Source organism: Tautonia sp. JC769 (assembly GCF_040717455.1).
GTDB lineage: Bacteria > Planctomycetota > Planctomycetia > Isosphaerales > Isosphaeraceae > Tautonia.
The window spans coordinates 262,836-280,695 of sequence record NZ_JBFEFH010000003.1; the positions used below are offsets into that span (position 1 = coordinate 262,836).

Genomic DNA, 17,860 nt, shown 5'->3' on the forward strand with positions numbered 1-17,860 from the left:
GACTGGCCGAGGGGGTCCGGCATGCATTGCGTAATCGGCGAGGCAATGCGAGGGGGGCGTCAGTTGAGTCGAATCAGGGCGACCGCCGATCGGCCGTCTGCTCCCGGGCGACCGACTCGACGAGCATCGTCAAGACGCGATCCCGATCGGCCCCACTCAGGGCGAGAGCGATCTGGGCTTCGACATAACCGAACTTGATCCCGAGGTTGTGCCTGGAACCGACGGTCTCGAGCGCCAGGTATTTTTCGCGGTCGGCCAGGCTGTTCAGGGCCGGGGTGAGCTGGATTTGATCCCCCTCGCGGTCGCCCTGGCGCACGAGGTCGTCGAGGAGTTCGAAGATGGTCGGCGTCAGCACGTGCATGCCGAAGAAGCAGAGGTAATAGCCCGCTCGGAGTCCCGGGACCTGCAGCCGAAGCTCGGCGAGCGTGGGGTTGGGCTTCTCGACGATCTCGTCGATCTGGTAGGCGTCGGTCCGGTCGTGCAGGCGACGGCCGGTCAGGGTGCCGTACTGATGGATCAGGTGCTCACGAGTGGCCTGGACCGCGGAGACGGCACACGACTCGGACGAGGCGAGCTCGATCAGCTGGCGAGCACACCGCCGGGACTCGCGCGAGATGTAGAGGTGGTCGCCAAGCAGGAGGAGGAAGGGGTGGTTGCCGATGAACTCCCGGGCGCACCAGACCGCGTGGCCGTAGCCCTCGGGCTCGTGCTGCTCGACGAATCGGATGCGCGAGTCGAGTTCGCCGACCTTCCGGATCTGTTCCTCGGCCCACGAGACCCCTCGGAAGGCGGATCGGAGATGCTCGACGATCGATCGGAATTGCGATCGGTACCGAGCCTCGTCTCCGGGAGCCGAGACGACGCAGATTTCCTCGATACCGCTGTCGATCGCTTCCTCGGCAATGATCTGGAGCAAGGGCTTGGTCAAGCCGTCCCGATCGACCAGGGGGAGCATCGCCTTCTGGACCGTGTCGGAGGCCGGATATTGCCTGGCCCCTCGACCGGCAGCCGTGATCACCGCCTTGCGAATCTGCACAACGTCCCCTCCTCGACCACCCTCGAACCCGACCGCGATCCGGCCGCCGTCACCCTCGACGCGAGGCCAATCCTCAAGCGATGCCTCACGATACTGTCGGCCCCCGTCGGAGAACAAGGGAGATGACCCTTGACGACCCTGGGGTCCGCCGGTAACATGACGCAGGTCTGGTTCAGGGGATGTAGCTCAATTGGTTAGAGCACCGGCCTGTCACGCCGGAGGTTGCGGGTTCGAGCCCCGTCATCCTCGCTAGGACTGCAAAGCCTCGGGTGTTGCCCGGGGCTTTTTTTTTCGCCAAGCCGAACGAGCCAACCCGCTCGCGATCGGTCGGAGAGGACTCCCCTCGGCCGCGAAGCCACTGCGAGGTGTCGCGGCGGTGGGAACGACCCACTGACGTCCTGCGCCGATGGGCTGGCGGAGTGAGTCACGCAGGTCGTGAGCCGGGCCCCGGCAGGGCCTGGAATTTCGCCCCTGAGCGGCCCGTCTGAACTGAGGAGCCTCCGCGATGGATGCGTCTTACGGCGACATCTCGAAGATGATCGACCACTCGTTGCTGAACCCGACGCTGACCCTGCACGACCTGGACCAGGGGTGCCGGCTGGCGGTCGCGTATGACGTGGCGAGCGTCTGCATCATGCCCTACGCGATGGCGCGTTGCACCGAACTCCTCTCGGGCAGCACCGTGCAGCCGAGCACGACGATCGGCTTCCCGCACGGGGGTCACACGACGGCCGTCAAGGTTGCCGAGGCCGTCCGGGCCGTCGCCGACGGCTGCCAGGAACTGGACATGGTCGTCAACATCTCCAAGGTCTTGAGCGAAGCCTGGGACGACGTCCGGGAGGACATCCGCGCGGTCATCGAGGTGGCTCACGCCGAGGGTCGCAAGGTCAAGGTGATCTTCGAGAATTGCTACCTGGCCGATCATCACAAGGTTCGGCTCTGCGAGATCTGCGGCGAGTTGAACGCCGACTGGGTCAAGACCTCAACCGGCTACGGGTCCGGAGGAGCGACCCGGGAGGACCTGCAACTGATGCGATCGCACGCGCCGGCGCACGTGCAAGTCAAGGCGGCCGGCGGGGTGCGCGACCTCGACACCCTGCTGGAGGTGAAGGCGATCGGCGTGACGCGCGTCGGGGCGAGTCGGACCGCGGAGATCCTCGACGATTGCCGGCGGCGCCTCAAGCTCGATCCGATCGCAGACGGTAGCGAGAAACCGGGAGCGGCCGCAGGCTACTGATGCGGCGATCCTGCCGACGCAAACGCGGCGTTCGGGATTGTTGAAGCTCAATGTCGGACCGGTTCCGCGCATCGGGGTTCGGCCGTTCGGAGCACCTGCCACCAGGCAGAGGCAGCCTCATCGGCCTCGCAGCAGATACGATCGGAGTCTCGCTCCGCGATCGCCACGAACCGTTGTCCTGGGCCGGGCGATGTCTGATGCGTCGTCCAGCCTCGGCGATGCAGGAAGACCCGGGCCGCGAAGGCCGGCGGCAGGCCGACGAGATCGGAATCGAGCAACCCGAACATGCGCCGGTGAGCTTGAACATGCGGGGACATCTCGTGTGAGGGTTTCCCCCCCTCCCTTTCCTCAAGCTCCGACGGATCATCCGGGGAGGGAGCGGCAGACGCCCCTCAAATCCGTCGCGTTTTGAGCGATTCAATCCAGGACCGAATGGTCGTTGAGCGGTCTGGGACGTGAGCGGGACTCGCTGAATCGATGGGGATTCTCCACCATCATCGTCATCCGGCCCCCCGCGTCACCAGCGAGAGTCTCGGAATGATGAGCGGATGCCCTCCGATCCGATCCGACCTCCCCGGTCCCCCGATGAGGACGAGTCGAAGGGAGGCGCCCCTCGCGCGGGCTTTCGGTTCAATCGAACAGGGTCCACCTCGGTCGCTCCGGGGGCGGAGGCTCGGGGAGCTCGAGGATGCGGCGGAGCTGCCGGACGGTCTCCGGGGAATGACCGGCGTAGTGGTTGTTCGCGAACACGAAGACGGGCGCGCGTCGGGCCAGGGATTGAATCACCTCGGCCGTCTCGGCGAGGTCTGCGGAGCGGTCCAGGACGATCCGGTCCCAGGACGTGGTCACGCGCTCGATTCCCTGGCGGTCGCCCAGCAGGCGAAGGAACGAGAAGGGGCCGGTCATCGGGTCGAGCTGCTCAGCGACCTGCCGGGGGGAGGGCATCCAGGACTGCTCAGTGAGGGTCAACGCCGCGCCGTGCGAGGTCAACACGCTGGCCAGGTCGTCGTTGATCCAACGGGCGTTGCGGACTTCGACGGCCAGGGGGACCAGTCCGAAGGGCCATCGAGCGAGGAAGGCGTCGAGCACCTTCAGGAACTCGGCCTGCGTCCCGAACGCCGAGCGGTTGAAGTAGCCCATTTGCAGCAACACGCAACTCAATTTCTCGCCCAGCCCGAGGATGGAGGAGACGAACTCCTCGACCGCCTGGTCGCAGTCCTTGAGCAGCTTCTCGTGGGTGATCGCCCGGGGCGCCTTCAGGGCGAACCGAAAGGTGCTGGGGGTTCGGTCGTACCAGGATCGGACCATGCCGGGAGAAGGCGCCCGGTAGAAGCTGGAATCGACCTCGACGATCGGGAAGCGATCGGCGTAATAGGCAAGGGTGTCGCCGGAGTGGAGTCCGGGGGGATAGAAAACGCCTTCCCAGTCAGGATAGCTCCACCCACTGCAACCAATGAGAATCGGGTGGTTCGTGGTGCCGGTGGTGTTCATTCTTCCATGATACGCGACCGCTCCGCGTGATCAACCGGCGAGAGCGATCGGGCACGGCATGCCCTGGCCGGTCAGGCGGCCGGTCGGCCGAAGACCTGGACGTAATACGGCTGCCCCATCGCGTTGCGGGCGATCGCCACGCCGAGCTCGGTGTACTCATCAGAGAGCAGGTTCTCCCGGTGCCCGTCCGAGGCGAGCCAGCCCTCCACGGCGAGCGACGGCGAGGCGTAGTTGAATGCCAGGTTCTCTGCCAGGGCATCGAACCCGTAGCCGACCGCTCGTGCTCGATCGGCCAGCGTCGGGGTCTCGGTCTCGGCCAAGACGTGGGAAATCCGATTCAAACGCGCCATGTTCTCGGCGTGAAGGCGGCTGGTCTGCTGGAGCGACTCGCTGACGACGAACGGCGGGAGTCCGACCTCGGCTCGGGCCTGATTGGTCTGGGAGACGATCGCCCACTCGTCGAGCGTCAGCGCGATCGATGTCGGGGGGCTGCCGGGGAGGGGGACCTGGGCACCGGTCCCCGGGAATCCGGCGTCCGGGGCGAAGGCCGGCACCGGATCGGCGACGGCGCCGAGTGGGGGGAGTGGGTCGCCGACGCCGTTGATCACATTCCAACCGGGGCCGGCGTCGATGAGATCCGCCCCGCCGCGCCCCTCGATCACGTCATCGCCGGCCCCGCCCATGATGGTGTCGTTGGCCGAACTGCCGAGCAGGGTGTCATTCCCTTCACCGCCGTCGATCCAGAAGGGCAAGAGAGGGAGCCCTCGGTCATTGACGGTGACGAGGTCGTCCCCTGCCTTCGCATTCACGGCAACCAGATCGAAGCGCGTGGCGGGGAACCATCGGGGAACGCCTGCGACGCGCACCACCGGGATGGTTTGCGTCCCCAGGCGGAAGGGCCGGACGGTCACGTCGACCTGGTCGTCGGCGTCGGTCCCCACGATGAAGAGGACGCGATCCTGGATCGCCACCGAAGGCGCGGAGGAGAGCAACACGCGATCATCGAGCCGTTCCAGGCGGGGTTGCATCCTTCGGCGACGTTGGCGATGAGACACAGGGCCACCCCTTGGCAAGACGATGGACGCAGAAGCCGGGCGAATACAAGGCCGATCCCGAGATCGGGTCGAAATCGGGCCATTCAGAGACGCGAGCCCGGCGGCATCGAGTGCTCCCCGACGACGGGAAGATGCGGGATTGAACCAGGCCTGTCAACTCGATCGTCATCCGAGGGGTTGGAATCCCAGGGAAACCGGGTCGGCTTGACCATCGCTTCCGCCCGCTCTACGATGGACAGATGTTGACGCAAACCTCGGCCAAGACGGCCGATCCGACGACCGAGCCTTTCCGAGGGTCGCCTGACGTGACCATCCTTCTCAACGGCGAACAGCGCACATTTCCCGGACCGCTCAGCGTGGCCGAGGTCCTCAATCATCTCGATGTCCGGCCCGAGTTCGTGGCGGTCGAGGTCAATCGCGTGCTCGTCCCCCGCGCCCGCCATGCCGAGGCGATGCTCGGCGAGGGGGATGAGGTCGAGGTGGTGACACTGGTGGGCGGGGGTGCCACGGAGGCCGGAGGGTTCGGCCCCGATGCGCTCACGATCGGCTCGCACCGCTTCCGGAGCCGCCTGTTCGTCGGGACCGGCAAGTACGCGACCCTCGACCTGATGCGTGAGTGCCTCGACGCCAGCGGGGCCGAAGTCGTGACCGTCGCGGTGCGCCGCGAGCGGTTGTTTGACAAGGAGGGTCGGAACCTGCTCGATTACCTCGACCCGGCTCGCTACACGATCCTCCCCAATACGGCCGGCTGCTTCAACGCCGAGGAGGCGCTCCGCACGGCGAGGCTCGGACGCGAATTGCTCGAAGGGCTCGAGAATCCGGGGGCCGACTGGGTGAAGCTCGAAGTCCTGGCCGACCCGAGGACCCTGCTGCCCGATCCCGTCGCCACGCTCCAGACGACCGAAGTTTTGGTCAAGGACGGCTTCACGGTCCTCTGCTACACGAGCGACGACCCGGTGATGGCGCGGCACCTGAAGGCCGCGGGGGCGGCGTCGGTCATGCCGGCCGGGAGTCCGATCGGCAGCGGTCAGGGGGTGCTGAATCCGAACAACATCCGAATCATCCTGGAGGACCTGAAGGGAGACGACCCTGATTATCCGGTGATCATCGATGCCGGGGTCGGAACCGCGAGCGACGTGGCGATTGCGATGGAACTCGGCTGCGACGGCGTGTTGTTGAATACCGGGATCGCCTCGGCCGCCGATCCCCTTCGGATGGCCCATGCCATGCGACTGGCCTGCGAGGCCGGCCGCCTCGCGGGGGGAGCGGGTCGGATCCCGAAGAAGCTTTATGCGACCGCGTCGAGCCCGACCGAGGGGATGATCCATCGGCGTTGAATCGGTGGATCACCGTGGGGAAGATCGGCCGCGAACCGGATGGAGTTGGGGATTCGCGGCTGGCCTAGAGAGCCCCGATCGAGCATTCGGGGAGCCGAGGGAGGGCTCCGGTGCTTCATGCCGAAGAATCAGCTTGGGGTTCCGGGAGCATCGAAGAGGACGGCGATGCCAGCAGGCCTCGCCGTTGGCTCCTCTGGTCGGCGAGCGTCTCGGTCGCCTGGCTCGTCTTCGAATTGACCGCGAATCCGGCGCTCGCGGTCGGCGTCGGGAGTCTGAAGCCGACGCTCAGTGCGATCGGTGCCGCTGGCAGGGGTGCCCGGCACGAGTCGAACCGGGCGAGGCGGATCGCCGAGGCGTTGTTTCAGATCGCCTGGGGAATCTGGCAGTCGACGGCGATCGCGTTGGGATTGATGGTCGGAATCGCCTTCGGGGCCTCGTTGCTGGAGACGTTCGTCGGCGTGCCCGCCCCCCGGGAAGCCCCCGTCGAGTTCATGACGGCAGGGCTGATCATGCTTTCCGGGGCTGGTTCGGCGACGCTGGTGACGATGGCCGCGATCGTCGTCGCGAGGCGGGGCCGGGTGCAGGTCTGGGTTGGCCGATCGCGCAACCGGGTGCCGCTGATCGCCATGCTCGGACTCCTGGTGGGGATTTTTACGGTTTCGGTCGCCGTCTGCTGGCTCCCGTTGGTGTCACCGCCCGACGCGGCCTGGTGGATTCCGAGCATCCTGGCGGTCGAAGTCCTGTATTTTTGCGTCGTGCTGCCGATCATCGTCCTTTGGGGGCGTGACGCGATGGTCATTCGGATCACCGCTCGCCGGCCGGGGGAGATGTCGGGGGTGGACTTGCGAGATCCCGAGGCCACCTGAGATCCCGATCCGTGAAGACCAAAGGTCGGTCGGGAGGCCGAGCATGACCGAACTCGAATTCAACCCGGGCCCGATCCTCGGCCCCGGCGGCGCCGTCAACCGACGTATGCCGGGCTATGAGGCTCGCCCCGAGCAACTGGCGATGGCCGAGGCCGTCGCCCGGGCGATCGGCGAGGGGGGCCACCTGGTCGTGGAGGCGGGCACCGGCGTGGGCAAGAGCTTCGCGTACCTCGTGCCCAGCATCCTGGCGGCGGCCGAGGGAGGAAAGAAAGTCGTCGTCTCGACCCACACGATCAGCCTCCAGGAGCAGTTGCTCCAGAAGGACCTGCCGTTCCTGCGGGCGGTGATGCCGTGCGAGTTCACGGCGACGCTGGTCAAGGGCCGGTCGAACTACGTCAGCCTTCGCCGGCTGGATACGGCCGGCAGCCGGGCGATGGCGACCTTCCAGCACCCGGACGAATTCGACCAGTACAACAGCGTGAAGGCGTGGGCGAGACACACCGACGACGGGAGTCGATCGGATCTCGATTTCCGGCCGCTCTCGGCCGTCTGGGACGCGGTGGCGAGCGAGAACGGCAACTGCCTCGGGAAGCGTTGCCCGCGATTCCAGGACTGCTATTATTTCAAGGCACGCCGTCGGATGCGGACGGCGAACATCCTCGTGGTCAACCACGCCCTCTTTTTCAGCGACCTGGCGCTCCGGGCCGAGGGGTTCGGCCTGCTGCCCGATTACGACGTGGTCGTCTTCGATGAGGCCCACACGCTCGAAGCGATCGCGGGCGATCACCTCGGGCTCCGGATCACGTCTGGTCAGGTCGATTACCTGCTCGGCAGGCTTTACAACGAGCGGACCCGCAAAGGGCTGCTCGCCCACTTCGACCTCGACGAGGCGATCGACGCCACCCGGCCCGCCCGGATTGCCGCGTCGGCCTTTTTTGCCGCCGTCACGCGTTGGCGAGAATCCGAAGGCCAGCCGAACGGCCGGCTTCGCAGGCCGATCGGCCTTCGGACCGAGCTTCCCGAGACCCTCAGGCGGTTGGCGAGCAAGATCTTTGAGGGGGCGAAAGAGATCGAGGACGAGGGGCAGCGGCTGGAACTGACCGCCGTCGGCGACCGTTGCGACCTGACGGCCATCAGCATCGATCGTTGGCTGGAGCAGTCGGAACCGGACGGGGTCTACTGGGTCGACCTGGAGGGGACGCCGCAGCGGCGTCGGGTCTCGCTCGCGGCGGCGCCGATCGAGGTCGGGCCGGTGCTGAACCGGCTCCTGTTCCAGGAGACGCGGACCTGCATCCTCGCTTCGGCGACGCTCTGTTCCGGGTCGCCCCCCGACTTCCGGTTCATCCGGACCCGCCTGGGGCTGAGCAGCGGTGAGTCGCTCCAGCTCGGCAGCCCCTTCGAGTACCGGGACCAGGCCCGCCTCCATCTGGTCCGGAACATGCCCGATCCATCGGACGACCCGAAGGGATTCGAACGCGCCTGCCTGCAGGCCATCCCGACCTACCTGGAAATGACCGGGGGCCGGGCGTTCGTGCTGTTCACGTCGTATCGGTTCATGGAATCGGCCGCGAAGGCGTTGCTCCCCTGGTTCATCGAGCGGAACATTCCGCTGTATTCTCAGCGTGACGGCCTCCCACGCTCGAAGATGATCGAGTCGTTCCGATCGAACGTGGGGAGCGTCCTGTTCGGCACCGACAGCTTCTGGCAAGGGGTGGACGTGCCGGGGGAAGCGCTCGCGAATGTCATCATCACCAAGCTGCCGTTCAGCGTCCCGGAGCGGCCCTTACTCGAAGCGAGGCTGGAGGCGATCCGGGCCCGAGGGGGCAATCCGTTCCTGGAGCATCAGGTCCCCGAGGCCGTCTTGAAGCTCAAGCAAGGGTTCGGGCGATTGATCCGATCCCGGACCGATCAGGGGATCGTGGTCATCCTCGACCCCCGGGTCTTGACCAAGCCCTACGGTCGGGCGTTCCTCGACGGCCTGCCCGATTGCCCCAGGTCGATCGACCCCCAGCCTCCGGGGTCGTCCTCGCGCCGATGATGGCCCCGCCCCGGCAAGCGAGGCCCCTCGGAGTCGGGCCGAGCGGGCCGCTCTCGGCGATCCTCTAGGATGAGCCGTGATTGAGGGGTACAATTCTTCCATTCCAAGGCTGACCGGCGCGTTGGACTCACCAGGCCGTCGCCCATTTTTCTTCCGTGACCGCCTCTTCGCAACGGACCGTCGCTCCATGCTCGCCAAGCGGATTATTCCTTGCCTCGACGTCAACGAGGGCCGGGTCGTCAAGGGCACGAACTTCCTGAACCTGAGGGACGCCGGAGACCCGGTCGAGGTCGCCGCGCGTTACGACGCCGAGGGGGCGGACGAGCTGGTGTTCCTCGACATCACGGCCAGCCACGAAGGCCGAGGCATCCTCCTCGACGTGGTCCGTCGCACGGCCGAGGTCTGCTTCATGCCGCTGACGGTCGGCGGGGGGATTCGGACCCTCGACGATATTCGAGCCTTGCTGAATGCCGGGGCCGACAAGGTCTCAATCAACTCGACCGCCGTCCGCGATCCAGAGTTCGTCCGCCGGGCCGCTCGGCGCTTCGGCAGCCAGTGCATCGTGGTCAATATCGACCCGAAGCGGGTGTCGCGGGGCGAGCAGGAAGTCTGGGAGGTGCACATCAACGGCGGACGCATCCCGACCGGCCTCGAGGCCGTCTCCTGGGCCCGGGAGGTGCAGCGGCTGGGGGCCGGCGAGATCGTTCTTACCAGCATGGATGCCGACGGCACGAAGAACGGGTATGATCTCCCCATGACCCGGGCGGTGAGTGACGCGGTCACGATCCCGGTGGTGGCCTCCGGCGGGGCCGGTCATCCGGAGCACCTTCGGGCCGCCCTGGTCGAGGGCGGGGCCGACGCGGCCCTTGCGGCGAGCATCTTCCACTATCGAGAATTCACCATAGCCGAGACCAAAGCGTATCTCGCTCGTCATCACGTTCCCGTCCGAGAGCTGGCTTCAGGATGACGACGATTCGGCGGGTCTCGCCGCGTCGAGGGCCTGAAGAAGGTCTTTTGACTCGGACGGCTGCCCCTTGATCCCGTTCGCGACCGATCACGTTCCCGAGATCCTCCCTGAACGATTCGCCCGGTCCCCCGTCGCAGGAGAGCCACCATGGCCACCGGTATCGATGCCCAGACGATCGAGCCCGTCAATCCCAGCGAGCCGGAAGCCAACAAGCTGTTCCGGATGGTGATGAAGCACAAAGGCTCCGACCTTCACCTGAAGGTCGGGGTGTCTCCGGCCATGCGATTGACCGGCGTGCTCCGGCAGATGCAGCTCCCCCCGCTCACCACGGCGGACATGGAACGACTGATGTTCCCCCTGCTCTCGGCCCGGCAGAAGAAGATCCTCGAGGAGGAGGGCGGGGTCGACTTCGCCCACATCCTGACGGAGCCGGACGGGTTGGAGACCCGGTTCCGCGTGAATCTCTTCCGCCAGCGCGGGAAGCTCAGCCTGGTTGCCCGCCGCGTGAATAATCAGGTCCCCGACTTCGAGGGGCTCGGCCTTCCGCCGGTCCTCGCCGAGATCGCCAGCCACGACCAGGGGATCGTGATCCTGGCCGGCGTGACCGGTTCCGGGAAATCGACGACGATTGCGTCGATGCTCGAGTACGTCAACGCTCGGGAACGCTGCAATATCGTGACGATCGAGGACCCGATCGAGTTCACCTTCGTCGACAAGAAATCGATCGTCCACCAGCGAGAGGTCGGGATCGACGTCATCGACTGGGACACGGCCCTGAAGCACGCGGTGCGGCAGGACCCGGACATCATCCTGGTCGGCGAGATGCGGGACCGCGACACGTTCAACGCCGCCATGCACGCGGCCGAGACGGGCCACCTCGTCTTCGGGACGATCCACGCCTCGTCGGCCCCGTCGACGATCGGTCGTATCCTCGACCTCTTCCCGCGCGACATGCACCCGGCGCTTCGGCAGTCGATGGCGTTCAACCTCCAGGCGATCATCGCCCAGAAGCTCCTGCCGACCGCGAAGGACTGGGCGGAGAAGACCGGTCAGACCCGGATTCCGACCTGCGAGATCATGCGGACCAGCCCCACCGTCCGGAAGCTGATCCTCAACGAGGAAGACGGCAAGCTCGGCGACGCGATCCGGATCGGCAAGGAAGACGGGATGCAGGACTTCACGGAGAGCCTGAAGCAACTCGTCCAGGCCGAGAAGGTGGAACGGGCCACGGCCTTCGAGGTCGCTCCCAGCCCCGAGGCGTTGAAGATGGCGCTGAAGGGGATTACCATCGCCCAGCCTGGTATCCTTTAATCATCCCGCGTCCAGGGGGCCTCGTTGTCGAGGTCCCCTCCCGCGGTGCGTCGCGTGTCTCGGTTCTCGGGATCCGGTCCCCCGTTTCTTGTCTCCACTTCGCCGCTTCGGAGTTCCACTCATGATCCGCCCGCGCCTGGTCCTGGCGATGATTGCCCTGGCGCTCTTCGGCCTCGCTCACGGGGCCGAGGCAGCCGAATTGCCGGGGTTGCTTCTGGCCCAGTCCGCGGCCATCAACGCGCTCCGAGGTCCCGGCCTTTACCTGAACCTGTTCAAGTTCGTCCCGGTGGTCTTGATCTACCTGGCCTGGGTCAAGACGGTGGACTGGGTAGACGACGACACCCGGGAGTTGCAGAACATCCGGTTCGAGATGTGGAATTCGCTGGTCTTCTTCAGCGGGATCCTGGGGTTCCTGCTCGTCTGGATCATCCCCTTCTATCCGATCGGCCTGGTCCTGCTGCTGATCGCCTACCTGGCGCCGTCGTTGACCTATGCCTATTCCCGCAATCAGACCGTGCCCGATGACGAGAAGGTGCTGACGGCCTATCACTTCGGCGAGCTGATGAACGGCCTGCTGAAGCGCCGGATCTTCAACAAGGAACAGGGGACCGACTACCACGGCGGGCCGCCGATCACCTTCATGGGCAAGTCGTCCACGGGGAAGGTGGACGAGGATCGGGTGGCGAAGGCCGAGGGCTCGCCGCAATTCATCGGGGCCAAGGAGCTGGTCTACGACGCGATCCTGCGGCGGGCGACCGACATCCACCTGGAACCGGGGCCCGACCAACTGGCGGTGCGATATCGGATCGACGGCATCATGCACGCCGCCGAGCCCTTCGATCGCCCGACCGGCGACGCGGTGATCAACATCTTCAAGGTCCTCTGCGCCATGGACATCTCCGAGAAGCGGAAGCCGCAGGACGGCTCCTTCGCGGCGAAGTTCGAGGGGCGCGAGATCGACTTCCGCGTCGCGACCTCCGGCTCGAAGGCCGGAGAGAAGCTGGTCATGCGGATCCTCGACAACGCCGCCTCGGTCGGCCGACTGGAAGAGGTGGGCATGCGGCCGAAGATGGTCGCGTCGATCCGGGAGATCGTCAACCAGCCGCACGGCATGTTCCTCTGCTGCGGGCCGACCGGATCGGGCAAGAGCACCACGCTCTACGCCTGCCTCCGGGAGATCGACCGCTTCCAGAAGAACATCATCACCGTCGAGGACCCGGTCGAATATCACATCGACAACGTCACCCAGATCGAGATCAACACCAAGGCGGGCCAGACCTTCGCCCAGCAGTTGCGGTCGATCCTGCGGCAGGACCCCGACGTGATCATGATCGGCGAGGTTCGCGACCAGGAGACCGCCACGATCGCCTGCCAGGCGGCGACGACCGGGCACATGGTCTTTTCGACCGTCCACGCCAACGACACCGTGACGGCGCTGTTCCGGATGCTCGACCTGGGGGTCGAGCCGTTCATGATCGCCAACTCGATCACGGCGATTCTCGGCCAGCGGCTGGTCCGGCTGCTCTGCGAGACCTGCAAGGAACCGTACAAGCCGAAGGCCGAATTCCTGAAGAAGGCGAATCTCCCGCCGGACAAGGTCGACGTCTTCTACCGTCCTCCCAAGGAGCCGGAACAGGTTTGCCCGATGTGCGGCGGCACCGGCTACATGGGGCGGACCGGGATCTTCGAACTCCTGCTGATCACCGACCCCATGCGCGAGCTGATTCGGGAGAACCCGTCGGTGAAGGCGATCAAGGACGAGGCGCGCAAGAACGGCATGATCTACCTGACCGAAGACGGCCTCCGCCAGGTGATCCAGGGGCGGACGTCCATCGAAGAACTCATGCGGGTGGTGAAGTAACTCGGCGTCACAACTCCTTTTCTTTCCCACCTCGCTGCGAGGTCCGAAGGGGACTCAACCGGATGGAAATCGTCGTACAGCTCGGCATCGTGGCCGTGTTCCTGGGGTTGACCTACACCGTCATGAGCGAGGGGCTCTGGGGGGCCGCGCTCGTCTTCTTCAACGTCCTGTTCGCCAGCGTCATCGCGTTCAATTTCTACGAACCGCTGGCGACGCTGATCACGGAAAACGCCGGATCGTGGTCGTACGGGTATGCCGATCTCGCGTGCCTGCTCGTGCTGTTCCTGGTGTCGTTCGTGGTGCTCCGACTGACCACCGACTCCCTCGGCCCCACGATGATTCGGTTCCCCATGCCGGTCTTCCATGCCGGTCGCATCGGGTTCGGGCTGGCGGCCTCGGCGGTGGCGACCTCGTTCATCATCCTGGTCTTCCACACCGCGCCGGTCCACAAGAAGATATTCGATGTGGTGGGACACGACACCCGGCCCCCGTTCGGAATGGGCCTCGATCACCGCTTCCTGGCCTTCTTCCAGCACACGACCGGATATCCGTTTTCCACCTACGACGAGACGGCGATCGACCCGTTCGGCGAGTTCGAGAACAAGCGTGTGTTCGATCCCGAGGGCCGATGGCTGATCGACCAGGAAGATGCCCGACCCTTCGGTGAGGGGTGGAGGCAGGAGACCTCCTCGCAAGGCGGCACGGACCCAGGCGCCGCGGGCTCATCTCCGGGAGGGGAGATGCAACCTGGAATGCCGGGAGGGGCGGGCCCGGGCATGCCGGGCGGCGGCCCCGGAATCCCGGGCGGGACCGGGGGAGCCGCCGTCGGGATCGCCCCCACCGGTTGACGTCCGGGTCGGCTCAATCTCCAGCATCCGAGCCGATGCCTTGCGATTCGGGGGGGCCGTCACCAAGCCGAGCGAGGGCTTGCTGGGCCTCTCTGTGAAACGGGTCAACCTGGATCGCGGACTGATACCAGGCCCGGGCCTGCGGCGTGAAGCCGATCGCCTCGCAAACCTGACCGAGTTCGACATACCGATCGGCATCCGGACTCCCGTCGTATGTCGGCAGGGTGTTCAGCAGGTTGTTCAGCCGGTTCACCTGGGTCAGTTGCCCGGTCACCGCGGTCGCCTCGTCTCGTTTCCCCGATTGATTCAGGGCCTGGGCCAGCCCCGAAAGCGCGTCTCGGTCGTTCGGTCGCAGCTCCAGGGCGGCCCGATAGGAGGCGACCGCGGCGTCGAGGTCACGGGTCTGAAGCGCCAGCTTTCCTCGGAGCAGCGCGATTCCCGGATGATCCCTGGGAGCTTCGGCCAGCAACGTCCGGAGCGTCGGGACGTCTCCGCGCTCCAGGGCGAGGCGTCCGAGGGCAGCCCGGGAATCGGGGTCCGAGAGGTCGAGGGGGGCAAGCACCGTCTCCGCCTCCTCGAATCGCGTCAGTTCGAGCAGGGCGTCGGCCAGCGCGATCCGGGATCGGGTGTCATCGGGGTCTGCCTGGACCGCTCGGGAGAGGGTCTCGACAATCTCTTCGGGAGTCCACTGCACTCCTCGAATCAAGGACCAAACGAATGCTTCCTTTGGAGAGAGCGGCCCGAGTCGGGCGAGCTGGGTGAAGATCTCCTCGATGGCCTCGGACTGCGACCGGAAGCCGTAGATGAAGATCAGTTCACGGTAGGCTTGCGTCAGGTTCGGGTCGCGTTCGATCGCCCTGAGGAAGTACTCCTCCGCGATCCTTAGCCGGTCCCGACGCAATTCAAGCTGCCCGGCAAGGAGCAGGGCCTGGGAACGGAGCGCGCTCGACTCGGGAAGGTCGTCGAGGATCGCCAGTGCCTCGTCCGTCTCTTCCTGAGCGATGGCGACCTGGGCGTTCAGCATCCGGTCGGCATCCGTCGGCGGACGGAGTCGCGCGAGCCGATCGGCGGCGCGTTCGGCTTCGGCAAATCGGCCGGCTTTCAGGCTTTCCTGGGCGTCTTGCCACAGTTGGTCGGGGTCTGGGCTGGGCCTCAACAGGAGCACAAGGCCGAGCAAGCCCAGGACCAGCCCGGCTCCCAGCAGCAGGCGCCGTTTCCATCCCGGGGCATCGGGTTCGAGCCCAGGGTGATCGATCGGCTTCGGAACCGTTCCGCCAGGCTGCTCGTGAGAATTCATGATGAAGGCTGTGCGCGATAGGATCGAGACGACGAGCCGACACGGGTGTGCCGATCGCCTGACGACGGCCGCTCCAGGGTCATCCCTGCGGCCGGCTCGCCAGGATCAATTGTCCCCACCCCCCGACTCACGGGCAAGGGGACGCGATCCGATCAGGGGAGTTGCTTCAGCTCGAGCAGCTCGAAGGTGGGGGGCTGCTCTGCTCCGGGGCGGAGCGGGCCGGGAGTGAGGCGATAGGTCGCCATGGTGTTCGACCGGGTTTCCAGCACATACAACGGCGCCCAGCCCGTACCTGTCCCCAGCCCGAGCTGACCGACGGTCATCACGAACCGAGGGGTTGCCCCTCGTGGGGGCTGGAAATCCGCCACCAGATCGCGAGTCGCGAAATCACCGAGGACCTCCGTGCCGGAGACCGTCTGTTTCAGGGCCGGGATCGTCGCCAGGAGTCTCCCGCGCGAATAATCGAGGTAGTAGACCGCGTCCGTGGTGCTGAGTTGCCTGGTCACGCGGTCCATCTCGACCGAAACGGGCCCGGTGGCGAGGATCGAATCGCCCGAGCGATCCCCCTGCCCCGCCCGGAGGCTCGGGGTAGAATAGGATGCCGCGAGCCATCCCAGAAGCAGGCCGCCCAGCATTCCCATCACGCAAGGCACGAGGGATCGAATCGCCATGCTACCAGCCCTTCAGCCCTCGGATCGGGATTCGACGTTTCGCGGTCATTGTGCGACGATCCGTTCGATGGGTCCAGCCGAGAATCGGCCCGTGATGCTGAGCGCCACCGGGATCGTCGTGGCGGTGTTGCTGGGAATCGGCCTCGCTCGGTCTGGCGAGGCGTCCTCGACCCCGAGCAGCGGGGTTGATGTCCAAGCGAGCAGCTCCAGGTCGCTTGAGATCCTCTCGACCGAGTCGGAGGCGCTGGAAGCCCTGGCAAACCGGCTGGAGTCGACGGGAGACGCCTCGCACGCTCAGGCCGTTCGGGCCTTGATCGAGCCATCGCCGCGGCCTGACGGACCGAATCGTTTCATCCCGATGCCTGAGATCGTCCCGGCCGGGGACGATGTTTCTGACGACGCGGACACGATCCCTGAAGTCGATGCCATTCGATCCGAAGCGGCGACGCAGTACGAAGAACTCGCGAACCAGGCCTTCGAGGCCGGGCAACTCGCGCTTGCGGATGCGAGTCTCCGAAACCTCCTGCGCCGGAGGCCGGACGATACCGAGGCACGTCGGTTGCTCGGCTACGTCCCGCACGAAGGAGGATGGGCCACTCCGCACGCGATTCTGAGGCTCGAGAATGGAGACATTCCCCATCCGGACTATGGCTGGATTCCGGCCGAATGGGTCCCCAACCTCGAGCAAGGGTTGCTGCCGGCCGCCCCTCGGGTGGGGAGGGCGGGCATCGAATGGGTCCCGGCCGCGGAAGCCGATGCGGCGCGGCAGGGAGCGGTGACCAACGGCTGGCAGATCACGACGCCGCACTTCAAGATCCAGGCCAGCGTCCCCCTGGATGAAGGGATCGACTTCGGCCGCCGCCTCGAAGCCTTTTATGATCTCTTTACGTCGGTCGGGGCCGATCTGATTGGACCTCAACGACTGCAGCTGGCCCAGTTGAAGCGGTCAGCCAGCGCCACGGCCCCCCCGAATGCACCCCGCCAACACCGGGTCTTCTATTTCGGGACGAAGCAACAATACGTCGATTACCTCGCGCCTCGGCTCAGAGATCCGGGGATCAAGGACACGCTCGGGATCTACCTCGACACGCAGAAGAGCAGCTACTTTTTCAAGGACGAAGGAGGCTTGCTCCCCGTCGAGGCCACGCTCTATCACGAGGTGTCTCACCAGCTCCTCTTCGAACTGGCGGGATCGTCGGAGTATCTCCGAAACGCCGGAGACTTCTGGGTGTTCGAAGGGCTGGGGACCTATTTCGAGACGGTGGCACCCCAGGATGACGGCACAATCCACTACGGGGGACGCATCGGCCCTCGTTTCGAGGAGGCGCATCGTCGCCATGTGGAGCGAGATGAATTAATCCCGGTCGGACGATTCGTCTCGCTCGATCGCGTGGCCTTCAATGGAGGCAACGGGGGTGATCCCCATCTCCACTATGCGCAGGCGATCGCCTTGACCGTGTATTTGATGGATCACGATCACGGGCGGGACCGCGAGGCGTTCCTCGATTACGCTCGCAATGCCTACCGGGGCCAGCTTCGTCCCGGATCGGACCGGAGTCTCGCCACCCACCTGGGCCGATCGTTCGACGAGCTTGATGAGGAGTTTCGGGCGTTCGTCGCCCGGCCAATCGGTCGCGATCGGATCGAGCACTCGGCGTTCACTGAGACCTCGGCCATTGTGACAGGCCAGGGTCGTTACGCAGAATCGACGCCCTGAGGGCTGCTCCGACTCGGAGATCAGCTCGGGCGTCGATGATCGGCGAGCGGCAGCATCTTCAATCGGTTTCCGTTCGATTGAGGAAACCGAACCGGAAAACGCAGCCCCCTCCTACGCGAATTGATGGA

The 17,860-nt window shown here is 65.8% G+C and carries 14 protein-coding genes and 1 tRNA gene; 10 read left to right on the forward strand and 5 right to left on the reverse strand.

Features of this window, described 5'->3' with window-relative positions; all coding sequences use genetic code 11:
- Window positions 1-73 precede the first annotated feature (73 nt).
- Complete coding sequence (locus AB1L88_RS05070; protein ID WP_367095542.1) at window positions 74-1,036, reverse strand: sugar phosphate nucleotidyltransferase; 963 nt, start codon at window positions 1,034-1,036, stop codon at window positions 74-76.
- 175 nt (window positions 1,037-1,211) lie between these two features.
- Here AB1L88_RS05070 and AB1L88_RS05075 point away from each other — a divergent pair.
- Together AB1L88_RS05075 and deoC are read left to right on the forward strand one after the other, a co-directional pair.
- Window positions 1,212-1,285 (forward strand) — tRNA-Asp (locus AB1L88_RS05075).
- Window positions 1,286-1,541: 256 nt separating this feature from the next.
- The gene (deoC, locus tag AB1L88_RS05080; RefSeq protein WP_367095543.1) at window positions 1,542-2,273 is read left to right on the forward strand and encodes a deoxyribose-phosphate aldolase; all 732 of its coding nucleotides are present in this window, start codon (window positions 1,542-1,544) and stop codon (window positions 2,271-2,273) included.
- Window positions 2,274-2,903: 630 nt separating this feature from the next.
- On the opposite strand, the gene AB1L88_RS05085 is transcribed toward deoC, so the two are convergent.
- The gene (locus AB1L88_RS05085; RefSeq protein ID WP_367095544.1) at window positions 2,904-3,764 is read right to left on the reverse strand and encodes a DUF72 domain-containing protein; all 861 of its coding nucleotides are present in this window, start codon (window positions 3,762-3,764) and stop codon (window positions 2,904-2,906) included.
- Between the two features lie 71 nt (window positions 3,765-3,835).
- Window positions 3,836-4,792 carry a CAP domain-containing protein gene (locus tag AB1L88_RS05090; protein WP_367095545.1) on the reverse strand — a complete coding sequence of 319 codons (957 nt, stop codon included), beginning with the start codon at window positions 4,790-4,792 and terminating at the stop codon, window positions 3,836-3,838.
- A gap of 269 nt (window positions 4,793-5,061) precedes the next feature.
- Here AB1L88_RS05090 and thiS point away from each other — a divergent pair, with 269 nt between their 5' ends.
- The 7 genes from thiS to AB1L88_RS05125 all read left to right on the forward strand — a co-directional run bounded on the left by thiS (window position 5,062) and on the right by AB1L88_RS05125 (window position 14,047).
- Window positions 5,062-6,156: a sulfur carrier protein ThiS gene (gene thiS / locus AB1L88_RS05095; protein ID WP_367095629.1), complete on the forward strand. Its 1,095-nt coding sequence runs from the start codon at window positions 5,062-5,064 to the stop codon at window positions 6,154-6,156.
- A gap of 110 nt (window positions 6,157-6,266) precedes the next feature.
- Window positions 6,267-7,022: a hypothetical protein gene (locus tag AB1L88_RS05100; protein ID WP_367095546.1), complete on the forward strand. Its 756-nt coding sequence runs from the start codon at window positions 6,267-6,269 to the stop codon at window positions 7,020-7,022.
- A gap of 43 nt (window positions 7,023-7,065) precedes the next feature.
- Window positions 7,066-9,060 carry a helicase C-terminal domain-containing protein gene (locus AB1L88_RS05105; RefSeq protein WP_367095547.1) on the forward strand — a complete coding sequence of 665 codons (1,995 nt, stop codon included), beginning with the start codon at window positions 7,066-7,068 and terminating at the stop codon, window positions 9,058-9,060.
- 187 nt (window positions 9,061-9,247) lie between these two features.
- On the forward strand, window positions 9,248-10,027 hold the full coding sequence (gene hisF / locus AB1L88_RS05110) for an imidazole glycerol phosphate synthase subunit HisF (protein ID WP_367095548.1): 780 nt from the start codon (window positions 9,248-9,250) through the stop codon (window positions 10,025-10,027).
- 147 nt (window positions 10,028-10,174) lie between these two features.
- On the forward strand, window positions 10,175-11,338 hold the full coding sequence (locus AB1L88_RS05115) for a PilT/PilU family type 4a pilus ATPase (RefSeq protein ID WP_367095549.1): 1,164 nt from the start codon (window positions 10,175-10,177) through the stop codon (window positions 11,336-11,338).
- A gap of 121 nt (window positions 11,339-11,459) precedes the next feature.
- Window positions 11,460-13,199 (forward strand): GspE/PulE family protein, encoded by a 1,740-nt coding sequence (locus tag AB1L88_RS05120; RefSeq protein WP_367095550.1) that lies wholly within the window; start codon window positions 11,460-11,462, stop codon window positions 13,197-13,199.
- Between the two features lie 62 nt (window positions 13,200-13,261).
- Complete coding sequence (locus AB1L88_RS05125; RefSeq protein ID WP_367095551.1) at window positions 13,262-14,047, forward strand: hypothetical protein; 786 nt, start codon at window positions 13,262-13,264, stop codon at window positions 14,045-14,047.
- Window positions 14,048-14,060: 13 nt separating this feature from the next.
- Here the strand turns inward: AB1L88_RS05125 and AB1L88_RS05130 are convergent, their stop codons facing one another.
- Window positions 14,061-15,071 carry a tetratricopeptide repeat protein gene (locus AB1L88_RS05130; protein ID WP_367095552.1) on the reverse strand — a complete coding sequence of 337 codons (1,011 nt, stop codon included), beginning with the start codon at window positions 15,069-15,071 and terminating at the stop codon, window positions 14,061-14,063.
- Window positions 15,072-15,496: 425 nt separating this feature from the next.
- On the reverse strand, window positions 15,497-16,015 hold the full coding sequence (locus tag AB1L88_RS05135; protein ID WP_367095553.1) for a hypothetical protein: 519 nt from the start codon (window positions 16,013-16,015) through the stop codon (window positions 15,497-15,499).
- Window positions 16,016-16,109: 94 nt separating this feature from the next.
- On the opposite strand from AB1L88_RS05135, the gene AB1L88_RS05140 reads away from it, so the two are divergent.
- On the forward strand, window positions 16,110-17,732 hold the full coding sequence (locus AB1L88_RS05140) for a DUF1570 domain-containing protein (protein ID WP_367095554.1): 1,623 nt from the start codon (window positions 16,110-16,112) through the stop codon (window positions 17,730-17,732).
- Window positions 17,733-17,860 lie beyond the last annotated feature (128 nt).

What these genes read in the sequence shown, in the direction of transcription:
- deoC (WP_367095543.1), top strand. Translation starts at nt 1,542, where the DNA reads ATGGATGCGTCTTACGGCGACATCTCGAAGATGATCGACCACTCGTTG.
- AB1L88_RS05125 (WP_367095551.1), top strand. Translation starts at nt 13,262, where the DNA reads ATGGAAATCGTCGTACAGCTCGGCATCGTGGCCGTGTTCCTGGGGTTG.
- hisF (WP_367095548.1), top strand. Translation starts at nt 9,248, where the DNA reads ATGCTCGCCAAGCGGATTATTCCTTGCCTCGACGTCAACGAGGGCCGG.
- AB1L88_RS05130 (WP_367095552.1), bottom strand. Translation starts at nt 15,071, where the DNA reads ATGCTGAACGCCCAGGTCGCCATCGCTCAGGAAGAGACGGACGAGGCA.
- AB1L88_RS05135 (WP_367095553.1), bottom strand. Translation starts at nt 16,015, where the DNA reads ATGGCGATTCGATCCCTCGTGCCTTGCGTGATGGGAATGCTGGGCGGC.
- AB1L88_RS05085 (WP_367095544.1), bottom strand. Translation starts at nt 3,764, where the DNA reads ATGAACACCACCGGCACCACGAACCACCCGATTCTCATTGGTTGCAGT.
- AB1L88_RS05120 (WP_367095550.1), top strand. Translation starts at nt 11,460, where the DNA reads ATGATCCGCCCGCGCCTGGTCCTGGCGATGATTGCCCTGGCGCTCTTC.
- AB1L88_RS05105 (WP_367095547.1), top strand. Translation starts at nt 7,066, where the DNA reads ATGACCGAACTCGAATTCAACCCGGGCCCGATCCTCGGCCCCGGCGGC.
- AB1L88_RS05090 (WP_367095545.1), bottom strand. Translation starts at nt 4,792, where the DNA reads ATGCAACCCCGCCTGGAACGGCTCGATGATCGCGTGTTGCTCTCCTCC.
- AB1L88_RS05115 (WP_367095549.1), top strand. Translation starts at nt 10,175, where the DNA reads ATGGCCACCGGTATCGATGCCCAGACGATCGAGCCCGTCAATCCCAGC.
- AB1L88_RS05140 (WP_367095554.1), top strand. Translation starts at nt 16,110, where the DNA reads ATGCTGAGCGCCACCGGGATCGTCGTGGCGGTGTTGCTGGGAATCGGC.